Below are 26,283 nucleotides of genomic sequence, written 5' to 3' on the forward strand. Positions count from 1 at the left end.
GAATACGCGGATGCACGCGCAGATAGCGAGCAAATATCCGGTTTGCCAGTATTGGACTCACACTTCCGCGAACACATCTGACGCGGTGACCAAAACCCCATGTGAGGGGGCCCCGCTCCCCGAACACTAGCAGGTTCACACCGGATTTGCCGCCGTCTTTCCAACTGGGCCAATATATTTGGCAACACCGCTAAGATGCCGTATTGCTGTGTAATTGCAGACTTATAAGGATGACTTTGCTCCAAAAAACCGGGCGGGTGCACTAATAGCCCAGTGATTCTTATGCGATAACCCGATTACCATTTGTCAATACCCCTACCGCATCGGCGATCGTGCCCCGGCGGGATGATGGCGGCATGCCCGAACGCGATCGAGACGAACAGGGGCGCGCCACCAACGCCAGGCCCCGGGACCGACTGGGGCGCCCGCTGCCGCCGGGAAGCCCCGGCGTACCGCGGATACCCGACGACCTGAGCCTCGCGCCCGCCGCAGCCCTCGACTACGCCCAGCAGCTGCTGGATCAGGGGCTGGCCTTCAACGCGCACGAAGTACTGGAGTCGGTCTGGAAAAACGGCCCAGAGGCCGAACGCATGCTGTGGCAGGGTCTCGCGCAGTACGCGGTCGGCCTCACCCATATCCAGCGCGGGAACCCGAAAGGCGCACGTACGCTGCTGGAACGCGCTGTCGGGCGGATCCGGGCCTTCGATCCGGCCGCCGCCGGGTACCCACCGGGAGAACTCCCCTACGACCTCGACGGACCGGGCCTCATCGCCCACGCCGAGGCCCTGCTGACCGACCTGGCGGCCGACCCGGGAAACAACGACGTCGCCGCCGGACACCAACGCCCCGCGCCACCGGATATCGATCCGTCCGGGCTGATGCCCCGGCTGCGCCGAGACATGGCATGACCCCGATGCCGTCCACCACGTCCACCACGTCCGCCGCGCCCGCGGGGCGGTACGCGCCCAGCCCGTCGGGGGATCTGCACCTGGGCAACCTGCGCACCGCCCTCCTGGCCTGGCTCTTCGCCCGCGGCACCGGCCGCCGGTTCGTGCTGCGGGTGGACGATCTGGACCGGGTGCGGCCCGGTGCCGAGGAACGCCAGCTCGCCGACCTGCGGGCCGTCGGCCTCGATTGGGACGGACCGGTGACCCACCAGTCCGACCGCCTCGACCACTACGCCGCGGCCGTGGACCGGCTCACCTCCGCCGGACTGACCTACGAATGCTTCTGCACCCGAAAGGAAATCCAGCAGGCCGTCACCGCGCCACACGGACCGCTGGGCGCCTACCCCGGCACCTGCCGTGACCTCTCCCCTGCCGAACGCGCGCAGCGCCGCGCGGCCGGCCGGCCCGCCGCGTTGCGGCTGCGTTCGGCCCGTACGGAATTCGAGATCATCGATCGCCTGCACGGCCGGTACCGGGGCCCGGTCGACGATCTGGTGCTGCGCCGCGGCGACGGAATACCCGCCTACAACCTGACAGTCGTGGTCGACGATGCCGAACAGGGGGTGGATCAGGTGGTACGCGGCGACGATCTGCTTCCGTCCACACCCCGGCAGGCCTACCTCGCCACCCTGCTCGGACTGCCGGTACCCGAGTACGCGCATGTTCCGCTGGTGCTCAACACCGAGGGCACGCGGCTGGCCAAACGCGACGGTGCGGTCACACTGGCCGATCGGCTCGCGCGCGGGGAAACCGTCGACCGGGTGGTGGGCAGGCTCGCCGCCTCGCTCGGCCTGGCGGGCCACAGCGCGGCCGAACTGCTCCCCGGATTCGACCCGGCCCGGCTCCCCCGCGACCCCTGGGTGCTCGACCCCGACAGCTTGGTGGTCGCGGGCCGCTGTCCGTAACCTGGCCTGCGACCAGATCTTCGGATTTCGAGTTCAGGCAGGCGAGATGACCAGTGGCGGGTACGACCCCAGCAACCACCCCCAGGCCGGGCAGCCGTACGGGCAGCCCCCGCAGTACCCGCCGCCCGGGCAGTACGCTCCTCAGCCGGGCCGATATGCGCCACAGCCGGACCCGTACGCTCCCCAGCCGCCGCACTACAACCCGCCGGCCGGACAGCCACAGCCCTACGGTCAGCAGCCCCCGGCCGCCCCTCCGGCCCAGCCCGCTCCCCGCTACCAGCAGACGGTGTTTCCGGAAGCACAGTACGGCGGACAGCAGTACGGGCACCATCAGCCCGCGTTCGGCGTCCCCGGCAACCTGTGGCCACGATTCGCGGCCCGCCTGATCGACAACCTCATCATCGCGCTCCCGCTGGCCCTGCTGCTGAACTTCGTCCTCATGCCGAACCTGACCGGTCTCACCGGACCGGCGGTCAGCTACGCGATCATCTTCGCGGTCACGCTGGTGTACTACGTGCTCATGGAGTGGAAGACCGGCGCCACTCTGGGCAAGAAGATCCTGGGCCTCAAGGTCGTGGCACCGGACGGGGCACCCACCGTCCCGCCGCTGCTCTCGCTGAAACGCAATATCTTCCTGGCGGTGCTGATCGTGCCCTGTGTCGGCTGGGTGGCCGGAGCCGCGCTCATGCTCTACACGGCCGCCACTCTCGACAAGAACCCGAACCGGCAGGGCTGGAACGACAAACTCGCGGGCGGTACCCAGGTCATCGCGGCCTGAGTACCCGGCGGGTCAGGCCCCCGCGGCGCTCGCGACGATCATCACCACGAACCAGATGAGTCCCAGGGCGATCAGGCCCACCCCGATCCAGATACCGGCGAGCGCCATCCCGCGGCCCTCCTGGCCGCTGTCGCGGATCTGGTTGAGCGAGATGACGCCGAGGATGATCCCGACGATCGAGGTGGCGCCGCAGGTCGCGAAACCGGCCAGCGAGGTGACCAGCGACGCGATGGCCAGGCCGTTCGTACCGCGGTTGGCCGGATAACCGTAGGGCTGGTAGCCCGCCGGATATCCGGCCCCCGGCGCACCGTAGGGCGAGTAGGACGGCGTCCCGGGGTAGGGGGCCGCGGGCGGCGGGGTCGCGTACGACGGTTGTCCGGGCGGCGGTGTGGAGGCCGCGGCCGGGGTGGAAGGGTACTGCGGTGCCGACGGATAACTGGAAGGTTCGGACGGATGCTGCCCGGCAGCGGGGTCCGACGAAACGCCCGACCCCCCGTACTGCTTCCACCACTCGTCGGATTCACCGGGGTTCGTCATGACTACAGCCTATTCGAGAGTTTGATTGGATAGTCGGGTGGAAGATTCGAACAAAACCCCCTTACCCGGCAAGTCTGGACACCCCGCGCCCGCGCATGCGGCCCACGCACAGGTGGCGCGGGGGTACTACACACCGATCGTCGTCCTGTTCACCGCAACACTCATCGTCTCCAATATCTGCGCGACCAAGGGGGTGCAGTTCTTCGCCGACAGTTCGCTGACCCTCGGACCGCTGGAGATCCTGCCGATCACCACCGATGCCGCGTTCTTCCTGTTCCCCCTCGCCTACATCGTCGGTGACGTGCTCAGCGAGGTCTACGGATTCCGCGCCACCCGGCACGCTGTCTTCTATGGTTTCGCCGCACTGCTGCTGACTGTTATCTGCTTCGCCATCGCGATCCGGCTGCCCGCCGCGGTGTTCTACGAGAATCAGGAGGCCTTCCGCAGCGTCATCGGCACCACACCGCAATTGGTGGCGGCCGGTCTGGCCGGTTATATGGTCGGTCAGCTGCTCAACTCCGCGACGCTGGTACTGATCAAAGAACGGACCCGGGAGAAATATCTGTGGGCGCGGCTGATCGGCTCGACGGTGGTCGGCGAACTCGCCGATACGCTGATCTTCTGTTCGATCGCCGCCACGGCCATCGGTATCGACAGCTGGGGACAGTTCGTCAACTATGTGATCATCGGGTTCCTGTGGAAAACGCTCTGCGAGGTGCTGGTCCTGCCGGTGACCTACCAGGTGATCGCGCTGCTGAAGAAACACGAACCGACCTACGCCCCGAGCGACGCCGCCCCGCTGCGCTCCTGACCCGGACCTGTTGTGCCCGGCCACCGCGCCGGGCACAACACACTCCGGTCCACACTCGGCAGCCGCCATTCGGCACGCCCGCACCCACCTCTTGTCTACTCCCGATGGTCGGCATTCATGGTCGGAGCCCGCCCCGACTCTGGACCGACGGAGCGAAGGAGCGCGTGCAGTCGGCCGTCCAGAGATCGGCGACCTTTGAGCACTGACAGAGTCGTGAACCTCCCCAGGCCGGTCCAGGCGCACGACAACATCCACCTTCCGCCTACTCCGGAAAGTCTGCGTTCGTGGTCGGGGCCCGCCCCCGATTCTGGACTGACGGAGCGAGGGAGCGCAGCGACTGAGTGGAGGAGGGAAGAATCGGGGTCACAGGGCCCCGACCCCGCGGCGCCGGAGGCGACGCCAAGATCACGGTGCGGTGATCCGGCCCTGCCAGCGGCCGAGCGCTTCGGCCCGGTACTCGTCGAAGTAACCTCCGTCGATACTGGCCCGGATACGGTCCACGAGGCGGATGGTGAAACGCTCGTTGTGGATCGTGCACAGCGTGGAGGCCAGCATCTCCTTGGCTTTGAACAGGTGGTGGATATAGGCGCGGGTGTAGTTCGCGCAGGTGTAGCAGTCGCAGGTCTCGTCGATGGGCGTGAAATCCCGTTTGAAGCGGAGAGTGTCGATATTGAACCGGCCGGCCTCCACATAGATTCCGCCGTTGCGGCCCACCCGGGACGGATTCACGCAGTCGAAGGTGTCCGCGCCGGCTTCGATCGCGGCGAACATATCCTCGGGTTCGCTGATGCCCAGCATATGGCGGGGCTTGTCCTCGGGTAGTTCGTCGCAGCACCAGCCGACGATGGTCCCGAGATTGTGCTTCTCCAGTGCCCCGCCGATCCCGTATCCGTCGAAACCGCTTCCCGCGGCACCACGGATCTCGGCCAGTTCCCGGGAAGCCTTGCGCCGCAGGTCCTCGTACTGCGCACCCTGCACCACCGCGAAAAGCGCCTGATAGGGCCGGTGTGTTCGCTCGGCGGTGAGCCGCTCGTGCTCGTCGATGCACCGCTGCGCCCAGTCGTGCGTGCGCCGCACCGATTTCTCCTGGTACCCGCGGGTGTTCATCAACGTGGTGAGCTCGTCGAAGGCGAACATGATGTCCGCGCCCAGCTGATGCTGGATCCCCATCGACACCTCGGGGGTGAAGCGATGCTTCGACCCGTTCAGATGCGACCGGAAGGTCACCCCCTCGTCGTCCACGGTCGCCAGGCGTTCCTTGCCCTTGGCGATGACGTCGTCGCTGCGCACATCGACGGTCTCCATGGCCAGGACCTTCTTGAACCCCACCCCCAGCGACATCACCTGGAACCCGCCGCTGTCGGTGAAGGTGGGGCCCGGCCAGTTCATGAAGGCCGCCAGGCCCCCGGCCTCGTCGACGATATCCGGGCCGGGCTGCAGGTACAGGTGGTAGGCGTTGGCCAGCAGCGCCTGCGCCCCGAGTTCCTTCATCGCCTCCGGCAGGACCGCCTTCACGGTCGCCTTGGTGCCCACCGGGACGAAGGCGGGGGTCGCGACGGTTCCGTGCGGGGTCCGCAGCACCCCGGTGCGGCCGTGCCGCCCCTCGAGGCGGGTACCGACACTGAACGAGAATCCGACGCCATCCGACACGGCGGTCATCCTCTCAGGCAGCGCCCATCGGGCATGAGCGAGGGCCCTGTGTGGTCACGCTCCGCTACCTCCTGCGGGCCCGACCCGGCTCATGGCGGGGTCAGGCCTCGACCGCGGCCGCCGCGAACTGGGCGTTGTAGAGCCGGTAGTACGCTCCCTCGCGCGCCAGGAGATCATCGTGCGCCCCGGTCTCCACGATCCGGCCCGCCTCCATCACCACGATCAGGTCCGCGTCGCGGATGGTGGACAGGCGGTGCGCGATCACGAAGCTGGTCCGGTCGCGCCGCAGTTCCGCGGTGGCCTGCTGCACCAGCAGTTCGGTCCGCGTATCGACCGAACTCGTGGCCTCGTCCAGCACCAGGATGGCCGGTTTGGACAGGAAGGCCCGCGCGATGGTGATGAGCTGTTTCTCACCCGCGCTGACCCCGGTACCCTCCTCGTCGATCACCGTGTCGTATCCGTCCGGCAGGGCGTGCACGAAACGGTCGACGTAGGCCGCGCGGGCGGCGGCGAGGATATCGTCGTCGCTCGCGGTGGGATCGCCGTAGGCGATGTTCTCCCGGATGGTGCCCTTGAACAGCCAGGTGTCCTGCAGCACCATCCCGATCCGCGAGCGCAACTGTTCCCGGCTCAACGCGGTGATATCGACCCCGTCGACGGTGATCACACCGGAGTCGAGCTCGTAGAACCGCAGCAGCAGGTTGACCAGCGTGGTCTTTCCCGCACCGGTGGGCCCGACGATCGCCACCACATGTCCCGGTTCGGCGACCAGTGAGAGGTGCTCGATGATCGGCGTCTCCGGTTCGTAGCGGAAGGAGACGTCGTCGAATTCCACCCGGCCGCGTTCGGGCGGACGGGTGACCTTTTCGGCCGGGTCGGGGCTCTGTTCCGGGGCGTCGAGTATCTCGAAGATCCGCTCCGCCGAGGCCACCCCCGATTGCAGCAGGTTGGCCATGGCACCGATCTGGGTGAGCGGCTGGCTGAACTGGCGCGAGTACTGGATGAACGCCTGCACCTCGCCCAGCGACAGCTGACCCGAGGCGACCCGCAGCCCGCCGATCAGCGCGATCAGCACGTAGTTGATGTTCCCGAGGAACATCGAGGACGGCATGATCAGGCCGGAGATGAACTGCGCTCGGAAACTGGACTTGAAGAGACGGTCGTTGCGCTCGTCGAACTCGGCACCGACCTGCTTGCTGCGGCCGAACGCGGTGACCACCTCATGCCCGGTATAGGCCTCTTCCACCTGGGCGTTGACGAGCCCGGTGTATTTCCACTGGTCCACGAAATGCGGTTTCGACCGTTTGGCGATCTGGGCGGTCACCACCACCACCGCGGGCACCGTCAGCAGGGCGACCAATGCCAGTAGCCACGAAATCCAGAACATCATGCCGAGGATGCCGATCACCGAGAGCACCGAGATGAGCAGCTGGCTCATGGTCTGCTGCAGGCTTTGCGAGACATTGTCCACATCGTTGGTGACCCGGCTGAGCACATCGCCGCGGGGCGCGGAGTCGAAGTAGCTCAGCGGCAGCCGGTGGATCTTGTCCTCGACATCGGAGCGCAGCCGTTTGATGACGCGGTTGATCGCATCGTTGAGCAGGAAGGCCTGCAACCAGCCGAACACCGCGGCGCCCAGGTAGAGGGCGAGCACCAGCGTCAGCACCCGTCCGACCGCGTCGAAGTCGATGCCGACACCGGGTACGACATCCATCCCCGACAGCATGTCGGCCATGGTGTCCTGCCCCTGGGCCCGCAGTCCGGCGAGCGCCTCCTCTTTGCTCACCCCCGCGGGCAGCTGCCGGCCGACGACTCCGTCGAAGATCAGGTTGGTGGCCTTGCCCAGCAGGTACGGCCCGGCGATGTTGAGCACCACCGAGACGATGCCCAGCCCGATGATCACACCCACCCGCATCCGCTCCGGCGTGAGCCGCCGTACCAACCGTTTCAGCGAAGGCTTGAAGGATTTCGGTTTGGCGTCCGGAGCCCCCGGCGTTCCCGGCCTCATAGCGCCTCCTCAGAAGCGAGTACATGCGATCCGGCGGAGGCCGCAGCGAAGGCGGAGGTATCGCCCCTCATAGCGCCTCCTCCACACTCAGCTGGGATTCGACGATCTCGCGGTACTCCGCGCACTCACGCAGCAGTTCCTCGTGGGTACCGACCCCCGCCATCTCACCGTCCTCCAGTACGACGATCCGGTCGGCGTCGCGGATGGTGGCGATCCGCTGGGCCACGATGATCACCGCGGCGTCCGCGGTCGCCGGGCGCAGGGCCGCGCGCAGCCGCGCGTCGGTGGCCACATCGAGCGCGGAGAACGAATCGTCGAACAGATACACCCGGGGCCGGCGCACCAGGGCCCGGGCGATGGCCAGCCGCTGCCGCTGCCCGCCCGATACCGTGGTCCCGCCCTGCGCGACCGGGGTCTCCAGGCCCTGGGGCATGGCCCGCACGAAGTCGGCGGCCTGGGCGATCTCCAGGCAGCGCCACAGTTCCTCGTCGGTGGCGTCCGGATCGCCGTAGCGCAGGTTGCTCGCGACCGTGCCCGAGAACAGGTACGCCTTCTGCGGAACCAGTCCGATGCGCGACCGCAACTCGGCCAGGTCGAGGTCGCGCACATCGGTGCCACCGATCTCCACCGTGCCCTCGGTGACGTCGATGAGGCGGGGGATCAGATTCAGCAGGGTGGTCTTACCCGACCCGGTGGAACCGACAATCGCCGCGGTCTCCCCGGGGTGCACCGCGAAATCGATCCCGCACAGCACGGGCTTCTCGGCACCGGGGAAGCTGAACGCGGCATCACGCACCCGTACCTCGGCGGGATCACCCAGGAAGGGCTTCGGCAGGTCCGGTGAGCGCACCGACGACGGGGTATCGAGGACCTCGGAGATACGGTCGGCCGAGACCGCCGCGCGCGGGGCCATCATGGCCAGGAACGATGCCATCATGACGGCCATCAGGATCTGCATGATGTAGGAGAGCAGCGCGGTCAGCGAGCCGATCTGCATCTCGCCCGTATCGATGGCCTTACCACCGAACCAGATCACCGCCACCGACGTGACATTGCTGATCAGCATGACCGTCGGGAACATGAGCGCCATCAACCGGCCCACCCGCACCGAGATATCGGTGAGGTCGGTATTGGCCACCCCGAACCGCCACGTCTCGAGCGGCTCCCGGACGAAGGCGCGGACCACGCGGATACCGGTGATCTGCTCGCGCAGCACCCGGTTGACCTGGTCGAGCCGGGTCTGCATCTGCCGGAACGCCGGCACCATGCGGGCGATGATGAAACCCATGCTCAGCGCCAGGGCGGGCACCGCGATCAACAGCAGCCAGGACAACCCGAAATCTTCGCGCAGCGCCATGACGATGCCGCCGACGCACATGATGGGCGCCATCACCGCCACGGTCGCGGCCATGACGATGAGCAGCTGGACCTGCTGGACATCGTTGGTATTGCGGGTGATCAGCGACGGCGCGCCGTACATCCCGACCTCGCGCGCCGAGAACGCGCCCACCCGGTGCAGCAGGGCGCCGCGCAGGTCGCGGCCCGCGCTCATCGCCGCCTGCGCGGCCAGGAACACCGAGGACGCGGAGGCGATGATCTGCACACCGGAGACCAGCAGCATCCGCAGTCCGGCCGTCCAGATGTAGCCGATATCGCCCTTGGTGACGCCCTCGTCGATGAGGTCGGCGTTCAGACTCGGCAGGTACAGCATCGCGATCACCGAGATCAGCTGCAGTACCACGATCCCGGTCAACTGTTTCCGGTACGGGCCCAGGAAACCACGGAGCAGTCGGATCAACATGATGACCGCACGCTACCGTCTGCCCCGGTGGGGCGGCCTGTGATTTTCGGCGGGTCGGTGCGGTGCGGTTCGCGGCGCACCCAGGCGCCCGGGTCGGCGGTGAGTGTCCCGATGAATTCCGGCAGACCGTTCGCGGCGATATCGGCCAAGCTCACGTTCTCCAGCACCGCGCGCAGATTCACCCGCAGCGCGATCCACACCTGCTGCAACGCTTCGGCCACGCCCGTGTACTGCACTTCTTCGGGCCGCAGACCGCGTACCGAGGCGAGCGGGCCCTCGAGGGCACGGATGACATCGGCGATGGAGATATCGGCGGGCGGGCGGGCCAGCCGGTAACCGCCGTCGGGGCCGCGCCGGCTGGTCACCAGCCCGGCCCGGCGCAGCTCGGCCAGGACACTCTCGAGCACTTTGGGTGGTATGCGCTGAGCTGCCGCGATGGACTCCGCCTTCACCGCGGCAGCCTGATCGGATGCCGTGATCTCGAGCAGGGTCCGCACGGCATGATCCACCTTGGCGGTGATGTGCACGACTGACCTGACCTTTCGCTGTGCCGGGGCACGGTGACGCGACAAACCTAGTCGGCGCCGAGTTGCAGAACCGCGAGCGCCGCGTCCAGCAGCGTCGCCTCCACCACATCATCTCCCGCGTCCTGGGCGATCTCGTTCGAAATGAGCGCAACGGCCAGGATTTCCATGGCGGCGCTTGCCCGCAGCAGCCGGACCGCGGTGGGCTCGGGCCCGGCCAGCCAGTTCCGTAGCGCTTTGTTGGCGTCGACGATCACCGGGTACTGGTCGGCCAGCGCGTTGACGATGGGGACGGCATTACGCAGCATCATCTCGCCTGCGTCGCGGTGCCGGATCATGGTCCGGATATAGGACTGCAGAGCGGTCCGGCGGGCAGCGGCGTCCGGAGGCAGCTGCTCGACTTCCTCGGCGAGTGCGCGCAGATCGTCGAGGAGGGGGTTGACGATCGACACGAGCAGTTCCAGTTTCGAGGCATAGTGATAGTAGAGCGACGGCTTTGTGATTCCGACCGCATCCGCGACTTCGCGCAGGCTCGTCTCTTCGTAACCTTTGGCCACGAACAGCCGCACGGCGGCGTCCAGGATGGCCCGCTTGGTATCTCGACCTGCGGTAACGTGGTCGCCAGTTCTGCGATTCGCCATGCTCGGCCCCTTCTCGTTCTCCCCGTGACAAGTCCGGTCGGCACCGGAAGTCGAGCTTGTTCCTCCGCTTAACCTGCCGGTAGCCTACCTACCGTACGGTAGATACATCTGGCGTCCACCGTGTAGGCGGATCCACCGGCTCCGGGCACGCGAAAGCGTCCGGCCCGCGCAGCCCGGTCCGCGATAGCGACGTCGGCCGTCAGTTCGTCACGCGCATATGACCAAACCGTCCCGGCCTCGCTAGGAGAAATCCCTCGTGTCCGTATTCCTGTACAGATGGGGAAAGTTCGCTTTCCGCCGGAAATGGATAGTGCTGCCCGTCTGGGCGCTGATCCTGGTACTACTCGGTGGGGCGGCGGCCTCCCTGTCCAAACCGTTCCAGGACAGCTTCGAGATGCCGGGACTACCGTCGGAGAAGGCCACCGGCATCCTCGAGGAACATATGCCGCAGATGGCGACGATGTTCAGCATCGATGCGATCAACGGCACCTATGTGATCGCGGCCCAGAACGGCAAACTCACCGACGAGCCGAATATGGCCGCGCTCGACGCACTGGTCCAGCGGCTGAACGAACTCGATATCGTCGACCACACCGAGCAGGCCGTCAACCCGGTCCTCGCCACCTCGATGATGCCCGCCAGCCAGGAAGCCGCCAAGGCCCAGGCTCAGGCCGCGGCCGAACTCGCGCCCGGTGAGGCCCCGCCGCTGCCGGAGCCCAACTGCCTCGACGGCCAGGGCTCACCGGAGTTCAAGGGCATGTGCGGCGGCGCTCCGCTGAACGTGCTCAACGAGAGCAACCCGGATACCGTCGCCGTGCTCGACGTGAAATTCACGATGCCGACCTTCTCCGATATCACCGAGGAGAACCGGCAGGCCGCCGAGGCCATCGCCCAGGAAGGCCGCAACGCCGGCCTGACCGTGGAACTCACCGGCGCCATCGCCCAGACCCAGGCCGAATCCGGCCAGGCCGAGATGATCGGTATCGGGGTCGCGCTGATCGTCATGATCATCGCCTTCGGCGCCATCGTGGCAGCGTTCGTCCCGATCGTCACCGGTATCGTCGGTGTCGCCTGCGCGGGCGCGCTCATCCTGACCGGCACCTCGCTGACCGAAGTCCCGACGTTCACCCCGATCCTGGCCTCGATGATCGGCCTGGCGCTGTCCATCGACTACGCGCTGTTCATCGTCTCCCGGTACAAACACGAGCTGGTGGTCCAGGATTCGCCCGAGGAAGCCGCGGGTGTCGCGGTCGGCACCGCCGGTTCGGCCGTGGTGTTCGCCGGACTCACCGTGGTGATCGCCCTGCTCGGGCTCTCGGTGGTCGGGATCGGCTTCCTCACGATGATGGGTATCGGCGGGGCCATCGCCGCCGGGTTCGCGGTATTCGCCGCCATCACCCTGATGCCCGCGCTGCTCGGCGCACTCGGACGGTTCCTGTTCAAGCCGAAACTGCCACTGGTCGCCCAGCACGATCCCGAGGACGACGATTCGATCACCAACGGGATGCGCTTCGCCCGCCTGATCGCCCGGGTACCGGTGCTGACCCTGGTGGTGAGCGCGGTCGTACTGGGTGTGCTCGCCGCCCCCGCCACCCAGCTGAACCTGGGTCTGCCCGGCGGCGACAGCATGCCCGAGGACTCCTCGGTACGTAAGGCCTACGAATTGCAGACCGAAGGCTTCGGCGAGGGCAAGAACGGCGCGCTCGTGGTGGCAGTCGATCTCTCCGAGACCCCGCAGGATCAGCGCGACGCCGCGCTGACCGCACTGCGGGACGAGCTGGCGAGCTTTGAGGGCGTGGACTACCTGAGCGTCGCGCAGCCCAGCCAGGACGGGCAGGCCGCGCTGTTCCAGGTGGTGCCCGATTCCGGCCCGAACAGTGCCGAGACCCAGGACCTGGTGGCGCACGCTCGCGACGCCGAGGCCGCGCTGCAGGACCGGTATGGCATGGAGTACGGCGTCACCGGCCAGACCGCCATCTACGCCGACGTCAACAGTGTGCTGCTGACCAGCATCATCCCGTACCTGGCCATCGTCGCGGCGGCCGCGTTCGTGCTGCTGCTGCTGGTGTTCCGATCCATCCTGGTACCGCTCACCGCCGCGCTGGGCTTCCTGCTGTCGATGGCGGCGACCTTCGGTGTCACGGTGCTGATCTTCCAGGAGGGGGCCTTCGGCATCGTCAAGGACACCCATCCGATCATCAGCTTCCTGCCCATCGTGCTGATCGGCCTGGTGTTCGGGCTGGCGATGGACTACCAGGTCTTCCTGGTGACCCGGATGCGCGAGGAGTACGTGCACGGCAAGGACCCGAAGGAGGCGATGGTCAGCGGCTACCACCACGGGGCCCGCGTGGTCACCGCGGCCGCGATCATCATGATCTCGGTGTTCGGCGGCTTCATGCTCTCGCCGGACATCACCTCCAAGTCCATGGGCTTCGCCCTGGCGGCGGGTGTGTTCTTCGACGCCTTCCTGGTGCGGATGGTGCTGATCCCGTCGCTGCTGGCACTGCTGGGCAAATGGGCCTGGTGGATGCCGGCCTGGCTGGACCGGATCCTGCCGGATATCGACGTCGAGGGGACGAAGCTGCGCGAGCTCCAGCAGCGCGCCAAGACCCCCGCGGTCGAGTCGGAACCCGCCGGAGTCTGATCCACCGGTATCTCATCGGAACGGCCGGCGTCCGCAGCGGACGCCGGCCGTTCCGTTTCCGGATCACTCGTCGATCGGCTCCAGGCGGGCAACTCCGCTCGGCGCGGGTGCACAGTTCCCGCGCGCCGGGCGACTCGGCTCAGCGCCAGGCGGGCAGCTCCGGCAGTGGCTGCGGCAGCGTACGGTCCGCGCCGCGTCCCAGCAGCCAGGCCAGCAGCGCCGACGCCGGGCCCGCCACCACCTGCTCGGGCTCCCCCGCCCCGACGATCGCGGTGAAACCCGTATCGCTCGCCTCGAGCGTAAAAGGCCGCACCCCCGCACGCCCGCCCAAATCGACGGCGGCCTCGGCGAGCAGTTCGGCCACGAAATCGGCCGGCCAGTGCGCATGGGTGTAGCCGGCGTCCAGATCCAGGTGGTGGATCAGCACCTCCTGCAACCGCATCCACGGGATCCGGGTGGCCTCGATCGGGGTGCCCTGTCTGGTCCGGACCTCCGCCCGCCACTGTTCGGTGGAGAGGACCCCGGCCATCCCGGTCAGCCGATCGGCCGACTCCACCAGATCGGCCCGTTGTTCGGCGAGCGGCCGCGACGCCCCCGCCTCGATATCGGAGTCCCGCAGCGCCGCACTGGCGTACTGCGGCGTCTCCACCCCCGTGTGCGCCCAGAGCAACAGATTGACCAGGCTGTCGGCATTGCGGGACAGATGGGTCAGGACATGGCCGCGGGTCCAGCCCGGGAGCGCGGAGGGGGCGGCGACCGCCGCGTCGTCCAGAGTGTCGACGGTGGCTAGCAGCGCACGGGTGGCGTCGGTGACCGCCTGCGTCCGCGCGGTGAGCAGTTCGATGAAATCGCTGGGCACGGCTTCGACACTACTTCCGGGATACGTCTACGTCCCAGCGGTTTCCGGTCCCGGCGGATCGGCCCCCAAGGCGGCCTGCACCCGGTCGGCGGCCCGCACCGGATCCTCGTGTTCCCAGATCCGGACGACCTGCCAGCCCGCCTCGCGCAATGCCGCGTCGGTGGCGCGATCCCGCGCGACATTGCCGGCCAGTTTCTCCGCCCACCAGGCGGCATTGTTCTTCGGGTCGGTGGCGTGGTCGGGGCAGCGGTGCCAGAAACAGCCGTCCACATAGACCGCGATCCGCCGGCGCGGGAACACCACGTCCGCGCGGCGCCGCTGCCCCCGGATCGGCGCGCGGTCCACGAAATAGCGCAGGCCCCGCCGGTGCAGCTCGCGGCGCAGAGCCAGTTCGGGGGCGGTGTGCGCGCGCCGCTGCCGCGACATCCGCGCGCTGGTCGCCGCGTCGGTCGGCGGCCGCCACGAGCCGGCATCGGAAGGGTCGGCGGTCATGCCGCCCAGCCTCCCATCCGATCCAGATGGGCCTGCACATCGTCGAGGAATCCGGCCGGGAAACGCAGCGACCCCATCCCGGTGCGGCGCAGGAAACCGGCGGTGGCCCGCGCCGACAGCAACTGCGTATCGGTGAGGAAGAAGCGCAGGTCCTCGTAGGGATCGTGCACGGGCCACGGTGAGATCGGCACCTCGAACGCCGCCCCGGCCCGCCCCCACGCCGCGCCCGGCCACGGACTTCCCGGCGGCAGCGGAATATGTCCCGGTATCGGTTCGGCCGGAGTCCGCAACCGGGAGCCGACCCACGCCGCCATCCGCACACTCACCGCATTGCCCACCAGTTTCCAGCGCTGCCCCGGCCGGAATCCCGGCGCGTCCAGCGCCGGTTCGGTCCAGCCGGGAGCGAAGCCCTGCAACCGCTCCCCGTCGGTGATCCCCGGCGTGACGATCTCCCCGGACGGCAGCCGCACCGCCGGCGGGCTGGCGATACCCAGACCCGACCCGCCCTTCAAGGTCGGGACGGCGTTGACCACCCAGCCCAGGCCGCGCACACCCTCGGTCCAGTAGAAACCGCACGGGTCGTGTTCCGGGGAACCGAGCAGCTGCGGGCCCGCGTCGTCGGCGAACAGCACCGTGCGCGGGTCCTCGGTACGCGAGGCGAGCATGATCACCCGGTTGCGCCGCTGCGGCAGACCGAACGCGCGCGCGTCCACCACCCGGTAGGCCCAGGTGTAGCCGAGTTCGTCCAGAGCCGCGGTGATGTGGCGCATGGCCGCACCGCGACCGAGTTGCAGCATGAACGGCACGTTCTCGATGAGCAGCCAGCGCGGCCCGCGTTTACGCCGGACCAGCCGGAACACATGATCCACCAGACTCGATCGGGTTCCGGTGATACCCGCGGTGCGGCCCGCCTGCGACAGGTCCTGGCACGGGAAACCCGCGGCCACCAGTTCGGTATCCGGCGGCAGCGCGCGCAACCGGGTGATATCGGTGTGCAGTTCGGCTCCGGGAAAGCGGCTCGCCAGCACCGCCCGTGCGCCCGGGTCGATTTCACAGAGCAACGTCGAATGCCATCCGTGCGCCGACAGGCCGAGTTCGAGTCCTCCGATCCCGGCGAAAAGCCCCACCATCCGCGCGCCCGTCACGAAGTCCTCTCTCCATCCGGTCCGGCTCCGGAAAGGAGGTTACTCCGCGGATTCCGGCGGTTTCACCGGTCACGGGCGACCGGCCGGGCGACCGTGAGATACGCCACCGTCACATATGCGCCCGCCCCGCGAGTCGATCATGGCCGATCGAGAGTTACTCAGCGACAACACCATATAAATCCCTGGTCAGGGGTTTATCACTGGTGGTTCCAGGTTCGCGGTCCGGGCCCGGAGGTCTGGCAGGATGGGCGCCATGAAATTGCGTGTCGGCCTGGCCACCGTGGTGTCGGGCGCTTTCGCCCTGGCCGGTGCGATCCTGCCCGGCGCCGCGGCAGCCGTCCCCGAACCGCTGCACACCGCGCCCACGCGGCCCGATACCGGTTCCGCCGAGGACCCCGGCCCGGTGGAGAAAGCCGAGCCGGTCGCGGCGCCGCATGCCGCGATCGTGGGCACCGAACCGGTGGACGACCGGCTGATGCGGGTGTTCGTCGATTCACCGGCCATGCACCGCACGGTGCAGGTGCTGGTGCTGCTGCCCACCGACCGGAGCACACCACGTCCCACCGTCTACATGCTCGACGGCCGCAGCACCCAGCCCGACAGCAACAACTGGCTCGACCGCGGCAACGCCGCCCGGTTCTTCGCCGACAAACCGGTCAATGTGGTGTTCACCGTCGGCGGGCCCGCCAGTTTCTACACCGACTGGCAGCGCCCCGACCCGGTGCTCGGCGTGAACAAATGGGAGACCTTCCTCACCGAGGAACTGCCCCCGCTGCTGGACGCCCAATTCTCGGGGAACGGCCGCAACGCCGTGATCGGCACCTCCATGGGCGCCGAGGCCGCGATGATGCTCGCCATCCGTAAGCCCGACCTGTACAAGGCGGTCGGCGCGCACAGCGGATGCTTCTCGACCGGCACCGACCTCGGCCAGGCCCAGGCCCGCGTCGTCGTCTCCACCTACAAGGGCGATCCGGAGAACATGTTCGGCGCCCCCGAGGACCCGGCCTGGCTCGCCCACGACGTGACCCTGCACGCCGCCGCGCTGCGCGGCAAAGCCCTCTACCTGTCGGTGGGCAGCGGACGTCCCGGTGTCCACGACACCCTGGCCAACCCGGAAACCCCCACCAGTGTGGTGATGGGCGGCCCGCTGGAGGCCGCCACCGATTTCTGCACCCGGCGCCTGGCCCAGCGCCTCGACACCCTGGGCATCACCTACACGGCCAATTTCCGCCCGACCGGCACCCACTCGTGGCCGTACTGGGCCGACGAACTGGTCACCTCCTGGCCCACCATCGCCGGCGGGCTCGGACTCGACTGAACCGCCGGTTACGCACCGGCGCGGGCGAAGCGGGCCGCGGTCGCCGGGTCGGTCGCGAAACGCAGGAACAGATCGTTCTCGTGCGGATCACCCGCGGTCACCCGGACACCCTCACCGGCGAAGGGCCGGATCAGCACACCCGCCGCCGCGCTCGCCTCCGCGAATTCGGTGGTCGCGGCGTCCAGCGTGATCCACAGGAAATTGGATTCGCTCACCGGCACCCGGTAACCCGCACCCAGTAGCGCGGTACGCATCCGGTCGCGTTCGGCGATCACCGCCTCGGTGCGGTCCAGCAGTTCGTGGCGGGCCTCCAGCGAGGCGAAGGCCGCGGCCTGCGCGACCCGGCTCACGCTGAACGGGATGTGCACTTTCAGCAGCGCCGCGATGACCTCCGGCGCGCCCACCGCGTACCCGACCCGCAGCCCCGCCAGCCCGTAGGCCTTCGAGAAGGTGCGCAACACAACCACATTCGGCCGGTTCCGGGCCAGCTCGACCCCGTCTGGATGATCACCGGGCGTCATCCGCAGGTACTCGTAGTACGCCTCGTCCAGCGCGATCAGGACATTGCCGGGCACCCGGTCCAGGAACCGCTCCAGTTCCGCCCGGCCGACGGCGGTGCCGGTCGGATTGTTCGGGTTGCACACGAACACCAGCCGGGTCCGCTCGGTGACGGCGGCGGCCAGCGCGTCCAGATCGTGCACATGATCACGCAGCGGCACGGTCACCGCGGTCGCGTTGCCGACCTGGGTGATGATCGGATACGCCTCGAACGAACGCCACGCGTAGAGCACCTCGTCGGCAGGGTCGGCGCAGGTGATCTGGACCAGCTCCTGGCACAGCGCCACACTCCCGCAGCCGACCGCGATATTCGCCGGCTCGACGCCGAGGAACTCCGCCAGCGCCGCTCGCAGTTCGCCGGACTGGTTGTCCGGGTAACGGTTGGCCAGTTCCACCGCCTCGGCGATGGCCTTGCTCGCGGCGGGCAGCGGACCGATGGTGGTCTCGTTGCTCGCCAGTTTGACCGCGCCAGGATGGCTGCGGCCGGGAACGTATGCCGGAATGGAATCGAGGTCCGGCCGGATGTGCGCGGTCACGTAACGAGCTTAGTTCCGGTCTCGATCGAGCCACGTTCGGGCTGCTCAACCGCTAATTCTCCCCGGTCCCGGGATATCGCCCTACGCTGGGAACATGTCGGGCACTTATGACGATATCGCGCTGCTGCGGCGCGGCGAACCGGAAGCGAACGGACACGACCGAGAGCCGACAGGGGCTGCCACCAGCCCGAAACCCGACGAACATGTGCCCATCACAGTCATCGAACCGGACGGTTTCGCCCGCGGCGGAATAGTCCTGTTGCACGAGGCCCGGGAGTTCACCGGATCGTTGCTGGAGTTCATGCACGCCCTCGCGGGCGAAGGGTGGCTGGTCGTCGCACCGAACCTGTTCCACCGCGCCACCGCGCCGTCGTCCGGGGTGTACGGCGACGAACTCTTCGAGGATTTCGATGCCTGCTTCGACTGGCTCACCCATCGCGGTGTCTTCCCGGACTGCATCGGCGTGCTCGGTTTCGACAGCGCCGGCACCGCGACCTTCCTCGTGGCCACCAACCGTCCCGTCGGCGCCGCGGTGAGCGTCGGCGCCACCGGCATCTCCACCCCCATCGCCGAACAAGCCGAAGCACTGGTGGTGGCCGCACCGCGCCTCCAGGCCCCCTGGCTGGGCCTGTTCGGCGCCGAAGCGGATACGTCCGCCGACGACGTGGACGCCCTCCGCGACGCCGCCGCCACCGCCGCCGTCGCCAGCCTCGTGGTCGCCTATCCCGGCCAACTCCACCGCGCCGACCATCCGGGCGGTGAGGACGGGGACGACCTGGTCGACCCCCGAACCCGCATTTTCGACTGGTTCGACAGCCACTTACGCTGATCGACCAGCCGTTTTGCAGTTTTCATACAAGCTCGGGTAGCCTTTCTGCTCGGCGGTTCGAAAGGACCGGTGCCCTCGAAGAGAAGGCTCCAGGAGGCGTGCCAGAGCGGCCGAATGGGACTCACTGCTAATGAGTTGTCCCTTCACGGGGACCGGAGGTTCAAATCCTCTCGCCTCCGCCACGCCCGGGAAACCGGGCGACAACTGAATACGCGTACGCGCCCGTAGCTCAACGGATAGAGCATCTGACTACGGATCAGAAGGTTAGGGGTTCGAATCCCTTCGGGCGCACAGAGATCGGCCCCCGACCCGCGAAGGCGGATCGGGGGCCGACGGCGTTTCGAGTGCATGCACCGGAATCGGACACTGCCCCGGCAGCGGTGACCGGCGCCGCGCCGCCGACGCCGAGCAGGTCCGCGCCGACCTGCGCCGCGCGCTGGAGGCCGGCGAGCCGGTCACCGACGAAATCGTCGACCGGCTCGTCCTCCCGCTGGCCGCAAAAGCGGTACCGGAATTGCGAACCGCGCTGGACGCCCCCTATCGCTGCCCGGGATCGGCGGCCCGGTCGGGTGCTCGGGAGAGGTGATCGCCATCGGCGTCCGACTGGCGGTGGTCGAGCCGCGCATCTCGGCCGCGCTGCTGTTCGCCGGGAGTTTCGTGCCTCGCAGCATGTTCGAAGAGGCCCGGCAGATCACCGTTCCCGGGAACATTCGAGCCCATCTGGAACGGAACGGAATATTCCGCTATCTTTAATCGGAAGAGATCATTCCGTTCCAAAGGAGATGCCATGTCCACCATTCACCCCTTCGTTGTCGACGTTCCGCAGTCGGAAGTGGAAGACCTGCGCGAGCGGTTGACCCGGGCGCGCTGGACGCCCGCCCTGCCGGGCGCGAGCTGGAGCCGCGGCGTACCGGTGGATTATCTCCGCGAGCTGGCCGACTACTGGAGGGACGAATTCGACTGGCGCGAGGCCGAAGCGGAACTGAACCGGTGGCCGCAGTTCACCACCGAGATCGACGGTCAGCGGATCCATTTCAAGCACATCCGCAATGAGCGTCCGGACGCGAAGGCGTTGGTGTTGTTGCACGACAATCCCGGTGGCGCGGTGGGCTTACTCGATGTGATCGAGCCGCTCTCGCGAGACTTCCACCTGGTGATCCCGTTCATGCCCGGTTTCGGGTTCTCGACCCCGCTGGCCGATACCGGCTGGACCGTGCCGCGGACCGCGTCGGCATTCGCCGAGTTGATGACACGACTGGGCTACGAGCGGTTCGGCGCCCACGGCGGTGGCGGCGGCGCGAACCTATCGCTCGAGATGGGCCGCCAAGTGCCGGACCGGCTGATCGGCCTGCACGTCAACGCCTACGTCGCGATGGCGGACGAGAACGTCGACGGGCTCAGCGAGGACGAACAACGGCGGATGGCGGCGATCGACACGTTCATGCGGGACGGCATCGGGTTCAACATCATCATGTCGACCCGGCCGCAGACCATCGCGCACGGCCTCAACGACTCGCCGATCGGGTTGCTGGCCTGGGTGGTGGAGAAGTTCAAAGAATGGAGCGATCCGCAGGCCGAACTGCCCGAACAGGCGATCTGCAGGGACCGGATACTCACTGATGTCAGCGTCCAGTGGTTCACCGCCACATCGGGTTCGATCGCGCAGATCTACAACGACCTGGCCCACGACCCTGCGGCCTGGGCGCCCAAGCCGCAGGTGGCCGTGCCGACCGCCTTCGTCGTCGCGGCGGGCGATGTCACCGTTCGCCGTTTCGCCGACCGCGACACCACGGTCACCCGTTGGACCGAGATCGACGCGGCCGGCGCATACCTGGCCCTCGAGCAGCCCGCTCTGCTGGTCGACGATATCCGCGACTTCTTCGGCGACCGGTAGCGAACCGAAGAGCCGATCGTTCGTCCACCGCATCGAGTGCCCACCAGATAGCGGAGCGAGAAAGTGGTTATACCGGCGGCGAGGACCGAACCCACGACGACCCGGAGCCGGGAGGATGCAGATATGAGCGGCGGCGACAACTATTTGTCCGAACTGGGACCCGAGGAACTGCTCGGCCGGAGCGGCGACCTGACCGCTGTGCGCGACCGGCTGGTCGAGCTGGGCGCGGCCGATGTGGCGACGGAACTCGACGAAGTCCTCTCCGCTATCGCCGGCTACCACGAGCCCGATCTCGAGAACTACCGCGAAAAGGTCGAGCGACGTATGGCCAAGATCGCGGACGTGGTCCGGGCCGTCGAGCGGGAGGGCTCCGAGGATGGCCGGCAGGTCGAGGAAGCGGTCACCCGGTATCGCGCCGGCATCGACTGAGCGCGGCCTGCGGTCCGGTCGGGTAGCGAAGGCGTCGATCAGGGCATAAGTTGCGAATCGGCCTGTCGGTTGTCCGAGCTGCCGGCTCGGTGTTCTGCTAGGAGAAGCTGTGGCCGAGCAATCATCTACGCCGGACCACCCGCCGGAGGGGGTTCCCGGCGGGCTGCGCAGGCGGCTCGGACTGTCCGATGCGGTGGTGATCGGTCTGGGCTCGATGATCGGTGCGGGCATCTTCGCCGCGCTCGGGCCGGCCGCGCGCGCGGCCGGGGCCGGGCTACTGGCCGGGCTGGTGGTGGCGGCGGTGATCGCCTACTGCAACGCCACCTCGTCGGCTCGGCTGGCGGCACGGTATCCGGTTTCCGGCGGCACCTATCTGTACGGCCGGAAGCGGCTCGGGGAGTTCTGGGGGTTTCTCGCGGGCTGGAGTTTCGTGGTCGGCAAAACCGCCTCGTGCGCGGCGATGGCGCTGACCGTGGGCGCCTATGTATGGCCGGAGCGGGCACATGCCGTCGCCGTCGCCGCCGTGGTGACGATGACCGCGGTCAACTACCGCGGCGTGGAGAAATCGGCCGGGCTGACCCGCCTCGTGGTAGCCGTCGTGCTGGGCGTGCTGGCCGCCGTGGTGGTGGCCGCCTTCACCAGCGGGCTCGCCGAAACGGGGCGGCTCGTGTTCGACGACGAGGTGACCGTCGGCGGGATCCTCCAGTCCGCGGGACTGCTGTTCTTCGCGTTCGCGGGGTACGCGCGAATCGCCACTCTGGCAGAGGAAGTACGCGATCCGGCGCGCACGATCTCGCGGGCGATTCCACTCGCGCTGGCCATCACCCTGGCCGTCTACACAGTGGTCGCGGTGGCCGCGCTGGCCGTACTCGGCCCCCGGCAGCTGGCGGAGGCGACCGCTCCCCTCTCACAGACCGTGCATGCCACCGGCGTGACCTGGCTCGAACCCGTGGTCCGCGCCGGGGCCGCCGCGGCGGCACTCGGCTCGCTTCTCGCCTTGGCCCTGGGGGTTTCGCGCACCACGCTGGCCATGGCGCGCGATCGTTATCTGCCACACGCGCTCGCGGCGGTGCATCCCCGGTTCGGGGTGCCGCACCGAGCGGAGATCGGCGTCGGAGTGGTCGTCGCGGTGGTCGCGGCGACCGCCGATGTACGTTCGGCCATCGGGTTCTCCTCCTTCGGTGTGCTCCTGTACTACGCCGTCGCCAACGCCTCGGCCCGGACGCTGACCGCGGCCGAGAACCGGCCACCGCGCGTGATCCCGGTCCTCGGCCTGTTCGGATGCCTGGTACTGGCCGTCACCCTGCCTTGGACGGCAGTGGCTTCCGGTGTGGCGGCTACCGCTGTGGGAGTGGCGATCTACGTGGTTCGCGCCCGGGCGCGACAACGGTCGTCCGGCACCGGCGCTGCCTCCTGACGGCGATCCGGCACGAGGCCCGCCGACTCCGCTCCGGCAACAAGGTGGGGGCCGCCGATCACGGCCCACTACCGTCCATCGGGAACTATGGCGCCGAGCCCGCCGGCGCGGACAATTCCCGCATGGCCCGGCAGATGGTCGCGTGGATCTCGGACTCTTCCGTCGCCGCGTCCGGGTCCCAGGTCGGTTCCGGGGCGTTCTCGATCGCGGGCCCGAACAGCCACCACACATTGCGCCACGGATCGATGAAGCGGGCGAGGGAGGAAGCGCCGTAGAAAGGTGTGGTCTCGGTGATGATCCGCGCGCCCCGCGCCGCCGCCCGCCGCAGTATCTCGTCGCAGTCGGCCACATTGACCTGGAGCAGGGCGGGAGTGAACACCCAGTCCGGTTTGGAGTCCACCACCATCAGGCACGAATCGCCGATCCGCACCTCCGCGTGGATCAGCAGGCCATCGGTGTCGACGGCGTGCGCCTCCGGGGTCTCTACTCCGTCGAACACCGCGCCCAGGAATTCGATGAAGGCCCGGGCGCCACCGGGGCCTTTGACCGCGGCGAATGCGTTGAGGCTGCCGTAACCGTTGCCGAGCTCGGATACTGGACTGATCAGGGGTGGAGTGGTCATGGCGCGAGCATGACATCCGATGCGGTCAGTTGCTGTCCTCTGCACCGCCGCCCGGCGGGTCTGTCCTCATCGACCGGAGGCCACGATGGGAACCACGTAGGCGCGGGCGAATTCGTCGAGCTGCTCGTCGGATTCCAACGGCACCAGGCCCGACGGGCAGAGGATGAACGAGTGCACGAGCCGGCACGCCACTTCCGCGCGGGTCAGCAGATCGGCGGGTTCGGTGAACAGCCCGGCGTCCGCGGCGCGGCACAGGGCGGTATGGGCGGCCGCCACCGACATGGCGAAGACCGGACCGCCCTCCACGGTCAGTTTTTCCAGAATGCGTTCGGGCTCGACGGTCAGCATGCGCTTGACCAGCGGATGATCCCGCCACCGTGTGACGACTGTCACGAATATATCGGCAACCAGGTCGGCCAGGGTGGAGTGCCGGGTGGAGATGGCGTCGACCTCGATGAGGACCGCGGCTACCTCTCGGCTCACGACCGCCTGCACTACATCGTCGCGGGAACCGACGCGGCGATAAATGGTGACGCGGTCGACACCGGCCTGCCTGGCGATGTCTTCGATGGTCGTCTTCTTGACGCCGAACTCGCTGAATCTGATCAACGCCGCGTCCAGAATGCGAGCCTCGATACCGTCCTGCAGTCCGGGTGACGATGTATACGCGGCGGACATGCAGTTAACGCTAGCAAGTACCGCGTGAGCGCAAACACCTATCGGGCACTCGCAATATTGCAACATTGCTATTAATTATGTTGCGATGTAGATTCGCCGAATGGTGCAGACCAGCCGAGCAGCCGCTTGTTCCACCCTGGTGCGTCGTACATCCCGACTATCGGGAGACAACTGATGGGCACCCAGGTACCGGCTCGCGGTTTCCAGATGATCGGCACGGCCGTGGACGTCTGCCGATCGATATTCGTCGCCCACCGGCCCGCCTCGTTGCTACCGCACTCGAAGGTGCTCTGGCACAGCGGATTCAACCGCAGGCTCGTGGTCGCCGCGATCCGGCGCAAGGCCGTCGACGTGGTGACCGTGATCCTGGTGGATCCCGACGGCGATCCGTTACCCGCCTGGTTACCGGGCGCCCACCTGGAACTGTCCCTACCGTCCGGGCGCCGCCGCCAGTACTCGCTGTGCGGCGACCCCCGCGACCGATCCGCCTACCGCATCGCCGTCCGGCTCATGCCACACGGCAACGGCGGCTCGATCGAAATCCACGAAAGCCTCCGCAGCGGTGACGCACTGCGGGTCCACGGCCCCCGGCACACCTTCCCGTTCATCGACGCGGAGGAGTACCTGTTCGTCGCCGGCGGCATGGGAATCACCCCCCTCCTCCCCATGGCCCAGGCGGCCGGCCGGCGCGGCAACCTCGTCTACATCGGGCGCAGCCGGGAGTCGATGCCCTTCCTCGACCGGGTCCCCGGCGCGGTCATCCGGCCGGACGACGAGTTCGGGACGCCGGATATGGAGGAGATCCTCGCCCGCGCGAACCCGCATGCGGCCGTGTATGTCTGCGGGCCCACCCCCATGCAGGAAGCTGCCGCGCGCGCCCTGCCGCGGGTGAACCCCACCTGCACACTGCATCTCGAACGCTACTCGGCGACGCGGGCCACCCCGCCGTCCGAAGCGGTGCCCTCCCGGCCGTTCCATTGAAAAGCCCCTCACCACAGGTAAGGGGCTGAAGCGGTGGCGGAGGGATTTGAACCCTCGGAGGGGGGTTACCCCTCACACGCTTTCGAGGCGTGCTCCTTAGGCCGCTCGGACACGCCACCGCCCGCAACAATACCGGAACAGCCCCGTATCCCTAAATCGGGGTTCCGACCTGCGAACTTTCCCGGCGCCCACACGCGCGGGACCCTCTCCGGAGAAGCCTCAGCGCTGGGTCCGGAAGAACTCGTCGAGAATCGCCGCGCATTCGGTCTCCAGGATCCCGCCGCGCACCTGGGGACGATGGTTGAGACGCCGGTCGCGGACCACATCCCACAGCGAACCGACCGCCCCCGTCTTCGGCTCCCACGCCCCGAACAGCAGCCGCTCCACCCGGGCCGCCACCAGCGCGCCGGCGCACATGGTGCACGGCTCCAGAGTCACCGCGAGAGTGGTGCCGGTGAGCCGCCAGCCGTCGCCGTGCACCGCCGCCGCGCGGCGCAGGGCCAGCACCTCGGCATGCGCGGTGGGGTCACCGGAGGCCTCACGCGCATTGGTGGCGCGGGCCAGCTCCCGACCCTGGTCGTCGAACACCACCGCGCCCACGGGAACATCCCGCGGATCGGCGGTGGCGGCGACGGCGAGGGCCGTACGCACCATCTCGATATCGGCGAGCGGAACGCTCACCTCAGCGGGGCAGTTTGTCGAGCACCGCGGAGAACTCCGACGCGAAGCCCAGCCGCTGGGCGATCATCGCCAACTGTTCGTCGGGATAGAGATCGGTCTCGGCGAGGATCACACTGAGCACCGGTTCGGGCAGGCCCAGATCGGCCAGAACGGCGAGGTCGCCCTCCTCCCACGGTTCGACATCGTCGAGTTCGTCGGGATCGATATCGGGGATCTCGATATGGAGTTCCTCGAGGACATCGGCGGCGATGTCGTAGTCGATCGCCGCGGTCGCGTCCGACACCAGCAGCCGGGTACCGCTGGGAGCGGGCCGGACCACGATGAAGAACTCGTCGTCGACGTCCAGGAGTCCGAAGACCGCGCCGGAGGAACGCAGAGCTTTCAGCTCGTTCTCCGCGGCCGACAGGGTGGTGAGCGCGGCCGAGGTCAACGGAGTGCACCGCCAGGTACCGTCTTCCCGGACAACGGCCACCGCGAACCCTTCCACGTCGTCGTAATCATCCGACGCCGCCCTGTTCGTCCCCGAGCGCTGTGCTGCCATGGGCGCAACGGTAGTCGGCCCGGGGCCGTTAGATGAAGTCGTATGCGAATCTGTTCC

Annotated in this window: 25 protein-coding genes, 3 tRNA genes and 1 pseudogene; 14 read left to right on the forward strand and 15 right to left on the reverse strand. The window is 68.0% G+C overall.

What is annotated here, in order from left to right; genetic code table 11:
* The first annotated feature begins 356 nt into the window (after positions 1-356).
* The 3 genes from NF4_RS01960 to NF4_RS01970 are packed head-to-tail and all read left to right on the forward strand — an operon-like array spanning position 357 to position 2,630.
* On the forward strand, positions 357-908 hold the full coding sequence (locus NF4_RS01960) for a DUF309 domain-containing protein (protein ID WP_063125570.1): 552 nt from the start codon (positions 357-359) through the stop codon (positions 906-908).
* On the forward strand, positions 905-1,852 hold the full coding sequence (gluQRS, locus tag NF4_RS01965) for a tRNA glutamyl-Q(34) synthetase GluQRS (protein ID WP_439956719.1): 948 nt from the start codon (positions 905-907) through the stop codon (positions 1,850-1,852). The genes NF4_RS01960 and gluQRS overlap by 4 nt, the downstream gene beginning before the upstream one ends.
* 46 nt (positions 1,853-1,898) lie before the next feature.
* Complete coding sequence (locus NF4_RS01970; RefSeq protein WP_063814475.1) at positions 1,899-2,630, forward strand: RDD family protein; 732 nt, start codon at positions 1,899-1,901, stop codon at positions 2,628-2,630.
* Positions 2,631-2,642: 12 nt separating this feature from the next.
* Here the strand turns inward: NF4_RS01970 and NF4_RS01975 are convergent, their stop codons facing one another.
* Positions 2,643-3,167 (reverse strand): DUF4190 domain-containing protein, encoded by a 525-nt coding sequence (locus NF4_RS01975; RefSeq protein ID WP_063125572.1) that lies wholly within the window; start codon positions 3,165-3,167, stop codon positions 2,643-2,645.
* A 37-nt stretch (positions 3,168-3,204) separates the two neighbouring features.
* On the opposite strand from NF4_RS01975, the gene NF4_RS01980 reads away from it, so the two are divergent.
* Positions 3,205-3,978 (forward strand): queuosine precursor transporter, encoded by a 774-nt coding sequence (locus NF4_RS01980; RefSeq protein WP_084532783.1) that lies wholly within the window; start codon positions 3,205-3,207, stop codon positions 3,976-3,978.
* A 405-nt stretch (positions 3,979-4,383) separates the two neighbouring features.
* On the opposite strand, the gene tgt is transcribed toward NF4_RS01980, so the two are convergent.
* From tgt to NF4_RS02005, 5 genes are all read right to left on the reverse strand, one after another.
* Positions 4,384-5,637, reverse strand: a complete 1,254-nt coding sequence (gene tgt / locus NF4_RS01985) for a tRNA guanosine(34) transglycosylase Tgt (RefSeq protein WP_063125574.1) — start codon at positions 5,635-5,637, stop codon at positions 4,384-4,386.
* Between the two features lie 91 nt (positions 5,638-5,728).
* Complete coding sequence (locus NF4_RS01990; RefSeq protein ID WP_063125575.1) at positions 5,729-7,636, reverse strand: ABC transporter ATP-binding protein; 1,908 nt, start codon at positions 7,634-7,636, stop codon at positions 5,729-5,731.
* 67 nt (positions 7,637-7,703) lie between these two features.
* A complete protein-coding gene (locus NF4_RS01995; protein ID WP_063125576.1) occupies positions 7,704-9,437 on the reverse strand; it encodes an ABC transporter ATP-binding protein in 1,734 nt (577 codons plus the stop codon).
* Positions 9,431-9,964 (reverse strand): RrF2 family transcriptional regulator, encoded by a 534-nt coding sequence (locus NF4_RS02000; RefSeq protein ID WP_063125577.1) that lies wholly within the window; start codon positions 9,962-9,964, stop codon positions 9,431-9,433. Before NF4_RS02000 ends, NF4_RS01995 begins: the two co-directional genes overlap by 7 nt.
* Before the next feature lie 47 nt (positions 9,965-10,011).
* Positions 10,012-10,602, reverse strand: a complete 591-nt coding sequence (locus tag NF4_RS02005) for a TetR/AcrR family transcriptional regulator (protein ID WP_063125578.1) — start codon at positions 10,600-10,602, stop codon at positions 10,012-10,014.
* Between the two features lie 256 nt (positions 10,603-10,858).
* On the opposite strand from NF4_RS02005, the gene NF4_RS02010 reads away from it, so the two are divergent.
* Positions 10,859-13,246 carry an MMPL family transporter gene (locus NF4_RS02010; RefSeq protein WP_063125579.1) on the forward strand — a complete coding sequence of 796 codons (2,388 nt, stop codon included), beginning with the start codon at positions 10,859-10,861 and terminating at the stop codon, positions 13,244-13,246.
* Between the two features lie 139 nt (positions 13,247-13,385).
* Here NF4_RS02010 and NF4_RS02015 read toward each other — a convergent pair whose 3' ends face one another.
* The 3 genes from NF4_RS02015 to NF4_RS02025 are packed head-to-tail and all read right to left on the reverse strand — an operon-like array spanning position 13,386 to position 15,727.
* On the reverse strand, positions 13,386-14,105 hold the full coding sequence (locus tag NF4_RS02015) for a maleylpyruvate isomerase family mycothiol-dependent enzyme (RefSeq protein ID WP_063125580.1): 720 nt from the start codon (positions 14,103-14,105) through the stop codon (positions 13,386-13,388).
* Positions 14,106-14,132: 27 nt separating this feature from the next.
* Positions 14,133-14,597, reverse strand: a complete 465-nt coding sequence (locus tag NF4_RS02020; protein ID WP_063125581.1) for a very short patch repair endonuclease — start codon at positions 14,595-14,597, stop codon at positions 14,133-14,135.
* Positions 14,594-15,727, reverse strand: a complete 1,134-nt coding sequence (locus NF4_RS02025) for a DNA cytosine methyltransferase (protein WP_198165193.1) — start codon at positions 15,725-15,727, stop codon at positions 14,594-14,596. Before NF4_RS02025 ends, NF4_RS02020 begins: the two co-directional genes overlap by 4 nt.
* 268 nt (positions 15,728-15,995) lie before the next feature.
* Here NF4_RS02025 and NF4_RS02030 point away from each other — a divergent pair, with 268 nt between their 5' ends.
* Complete coding sequence (locus NF4_RS02030) at positions 15,996-17,060, forward strand: alpha/beta hydrolase (RefSeq protein ID WP_084532784.1); 1,065 nt, start codon at positions 15,996-15,998, stop codon at positions 17,058-17,060.
* 8 nt (positions 17,061-17,068) lie between these two features.
* Here the strand turns inward: NF4_RS02030 and hisC are convergent, their stop codons facing one another.
* Positions 17,069-18,154 carry a histidinol-phosphate transaminase gene (hisC, locus tag NF4_RS02035; RefSeq protein ID WP_063125583.1) on the reverse strand — a complete coding sequence of 362 codons (1,086 nt, stop codon included), beginning with the start codon at positions 18,152-18,154 and terminating at the stop codon, positions 17,069-17,071.
* Between the two features lie 94 nt (positions 18,155-18,248).
* Between hisC and NF4_RS02040 the strand changes: the two genes are divergently transcribed.
* From NF4_RS02040 to NF4_RS02070, 7 genes and pseudogenes are all read left to right on the forward strand, one after another.
* On the forward strand, positions 18,249-18,983 hold the full coding sequence (locus tag NF4_RS02040) for a dienelactone hydrolase family protein (protein ID WP_063125584.1): 735 nt from the start codon (positions 18,249-18,251) through the stop codon (positions 18,981-18,983).
* 92 nt (positions 18,984-19,075) lie between these two features.
* Positions 19,076-19,165, forward strand: a tRNA-Ser gene (locus tag NF4_RS02045).
* Between the two features lie 36 nt (positions 19,166-19,201).
* Positions 19,202-19,274 (forward strand) — tRNA-Arg (locus NF4_RS02050).
* Positions 19,275-19,353: 79 nt separating this feature from the next.
* Positions 19,354-19,685: pseudogene (locus NF4_RS37435) on the forward strand (alpha/beta hydrolase); the annotation flags it as partial.
* A gap of 85 nt (positions 19,686-19,770) precedes the next feature.
* Positions 19,771-20,877 carry an epoxide hydrolase family protein gene (locus tag NF4_RS02060; protein ID WP_063125585.1) on the forward strand — a complete coding sequence of 369 codons (1,107 nt, stop codon included), beginning with the start codon at positions 19,771-19,773 and terminating at the stop codon, positions 20,875-20,877.
* 123 nt (positions 20,878-21,000) lie between these two features.
* Positions 21,001-21,306, forward strand: a complete 306-nt coding sequence (locus tag NF4_RS02065; RefSeq protein ID WP_063125586.1) for a hypothetical protein — start codon at positions 21,001-21,003, stop codon at positions 21,304-21,306.
* 109 nt (positions 21,307-21,415) lie between these two features.
* Positions 21,416-22,723 (forward strand): APC family permease, encoded by a 1,308-nt coding sequence (locus tag NF4_RS02070; RefSeq protein WP_063125587.1) that lies wholly within the window; start codon positions 21,416-21,418, stop codon positions 22,721-22,723.
* A gap of 85 nt (positions 22,724-22,808) precedes the next feature.
* Here NF4_RS02070 and NF4_RS02075 read toward each other — a convergent pair whose 3' ends face one another.
* Together NF4_RS02075 and NF4_RS02080 are read right to left on the reverse strand one after the other, a co-directional pair.
* On the reverse strand, positions 22,809-23,345 hold the full coding sequence (locus NF4_RS02075; RefSeq protein ID WP_063125588.1) for a VOC family protein: 537 nt from the start codon (positions 23,343-23,345) through the stop codon (positions 22,809-22,811).
* A 66-nt stretch (positions 23,346-23,411) separates the two neighbouring features.
* Positions 23,412-24,023, reverse strand: coding sequence for a TetR/AcrR family transcriptional regulator (locus tag NF4_RS02080; protein ID WP_063125589.1), 612 nt, complete (start codon positions 24,021-24,023; stop codon positions 23,412-23,414).
* A gap of 174 nt (positions 24,024-24,197) precedes the next feature.
* Between NF4_RS02080 and NF4_RS02085 the strand changes: the two genes are divergently transcribed.
* A complete protein-coding gene (locus NF4_RS02085) occupies positions 24,198-25,004 on the forward strand; it encodes a ferredoxin reductase (RefSeq protein ID WP_063125590.1) in 807 nt (268 codons plus the stop codon).
* A gap of 31 nt (positions 25,005-25,035) precedes the next feature.
* Here NF4_RS02085 and NF4_RS02090 read toward each other — a convergent pair.
* From NF4_RS02090 to NF4_RS02100, 3 genes are all read right to left on the reverse strand, one after another.
* Positions 25,036-25,123: transfer RNA gene (locus tag NF4_RS02090), tRNA-Ser, on the reverse strand.
* A gap of 100 nt (positions 25,124-25,223) precedes the next feature.
* On the reverse strand, positions 25,224-25,658 hold the full coding sequence (locus NF4_RS02095) for a nucleoside deaminase (protein ID WP_063125733.1): 435 nt from the start codon (positions 25,656-25,658) through the stop codon (positions 25,224-25,226).
* A gap of 28 nt (positions 25,659-25,686) precedes the next feature.
* Positions 25,687-26,226 carry a tRNA adenosine deaminase-associated protein gene (locus tag NF4_RS02100; RefSeq protein WP_063125591.1) on the reverse strand — a complete coding sequence of 180 codons (540 nt, stop codon included), beginning with the start codon at positions 26,224-26,226 and terminating at the stop codon, positions 25,687-25,689.
* Positions 26,227-26,283: the final 57 nt, after the last annotated feature.

The organism is Nocardia fusca NBRC 14340 (assembly GCF_001618425.1).
GTDB classification, from domain to species: domain Bacteria; phylum Actinomycetota; class Actinomycetes; order Mycobacteriales; family Mycobacteriaceae; genus Nocardia; species Nocardia fusca.

Coding starts and splice junctions, on each gene's coding strand:
- NF4_RS01960 (WP_063125570.1), top strand. CDS start 357: ATGCCCGAACGCGATCGAGACGAACAGGGGCGCGCCACCAACGCCAGG.
- gluQRS (WP_439956719.1), top strand. CDS start 905: ATGACCCCGATGCCGTCCACCACGTCCACCACGTCCGCCGCGCCCGCG.
- NF4_RS01970 (WP_063814475.1), top strand. CDS start 1,899: ATGACCAGTGGCGGGTACGACCCCAGCAACCACCCCCAGGCCGGGCAG.
- NF4_RS01975 (WP_063125572.1), bottom strand. CDS start 3,167: ATGACGAACCCCGGTGAATCCGACGAGTGGTGGAAGCAGTACGGGGGG.
- tgt (WP_063125574.1), bottom strand. CDS start 5,637: ATGACCGCCGTGTCGGATGGCGTCGGATTCTCGTTCAGTGTCGGTACC.
- NF4_RS01990 (WP_063125575.1), bottom strand. CDS start 7,636: ATGAGGCCGGGAACGCCGGGGGCTCCGGACGCCAAACCGAAATCCTTC.
- NF4_RS01995 (WP_063125576.1), bottom strand. CDS start 9,437: ATGTTGATCCGACTGCTCCGTGGTTTCCTGGGCCCGTACCGGAAACAG.
- NF4_RS02005 (WP_063125578.1), bottom strand. CDS start 10,602: ATGGCGAATCGCAGAACTGGCGACCACGTTACCGCAGGTCGAGATACC.
- NF4_RS02020 (WP_063125581.1), bottom strand. CDS start 14,597: ATGACCGCCGACCCTTCCGATGCCGGCTCGTGGCGGCCGCCGACCGAC.
- NF4_RS02025 (WP_198165193.1), bottom strand. CDS start 15,727: ATGGTGGGGCTTTTCGCCGGGATCGGAGGACTCGAACTCGGCCTGTCG.
- NF4_RS02030 (WP_084532784.1), top strand. CDS start 15,996: ATGAAATTGCGTGTCGGCCTGGCCACCGTGGTGTCGGGCGCTTTCGCC.
- NF4_RS02040 (WP_063125584.1), top strand. CDS start 18,249: ATGTCGGGCACTTATGACGATATCGCGCTGCTGCGGCGCGGCGAACCG.
- NF4_RS02060 (WP_063125585.1), top strand. CDS start 19,771: ATGTCCACCATTCACCCCTTCGTTGTCGACGTTCCGCAGTCGGAAGTG.
- NF4_RS02065 (WP_063125586.1), top strand. CDS start 21,001: ATGAGCGGCGGCGACAACTATTTGTCCGAACTGGGACCCGAGGAACTG.
- NF4_RS02075 (WP_063125588.1), bottom strand. CDS start 23,345: ATGACCACTCCACCCCTGATCAGTCCAGTATCCGAGCTCGGCAACGGT.
- NF4_RS02080 (WP_063125589.1), bottom strand. CDS start 24,023: ATGTCCGCCGCGTATACATCGTCACCCGGACTGCAGGACGGTATCGAG.
- NF4_RS02085 (WP_063125590.1), top strand. CDS start 24,198: ATGGGCACCCAGGTACCGGCTCGCGGTTTCCAGATGATCGGCACGGCC.
- NF4_RS02095 (WP_063125733.1), bottom strand. CDS start 25,658: ATGGTGCGTACGGCCCTCGCCGTCGCCGCCACCGCCGATCCGCGGGAT.
- NF4_RS02100 (WP_063125591.1), bottom strand. CDS start 26,226: ATGGCAGCACAGCGCTCGGGGACGAACAGGGCGGCGTCGGATGATTAC.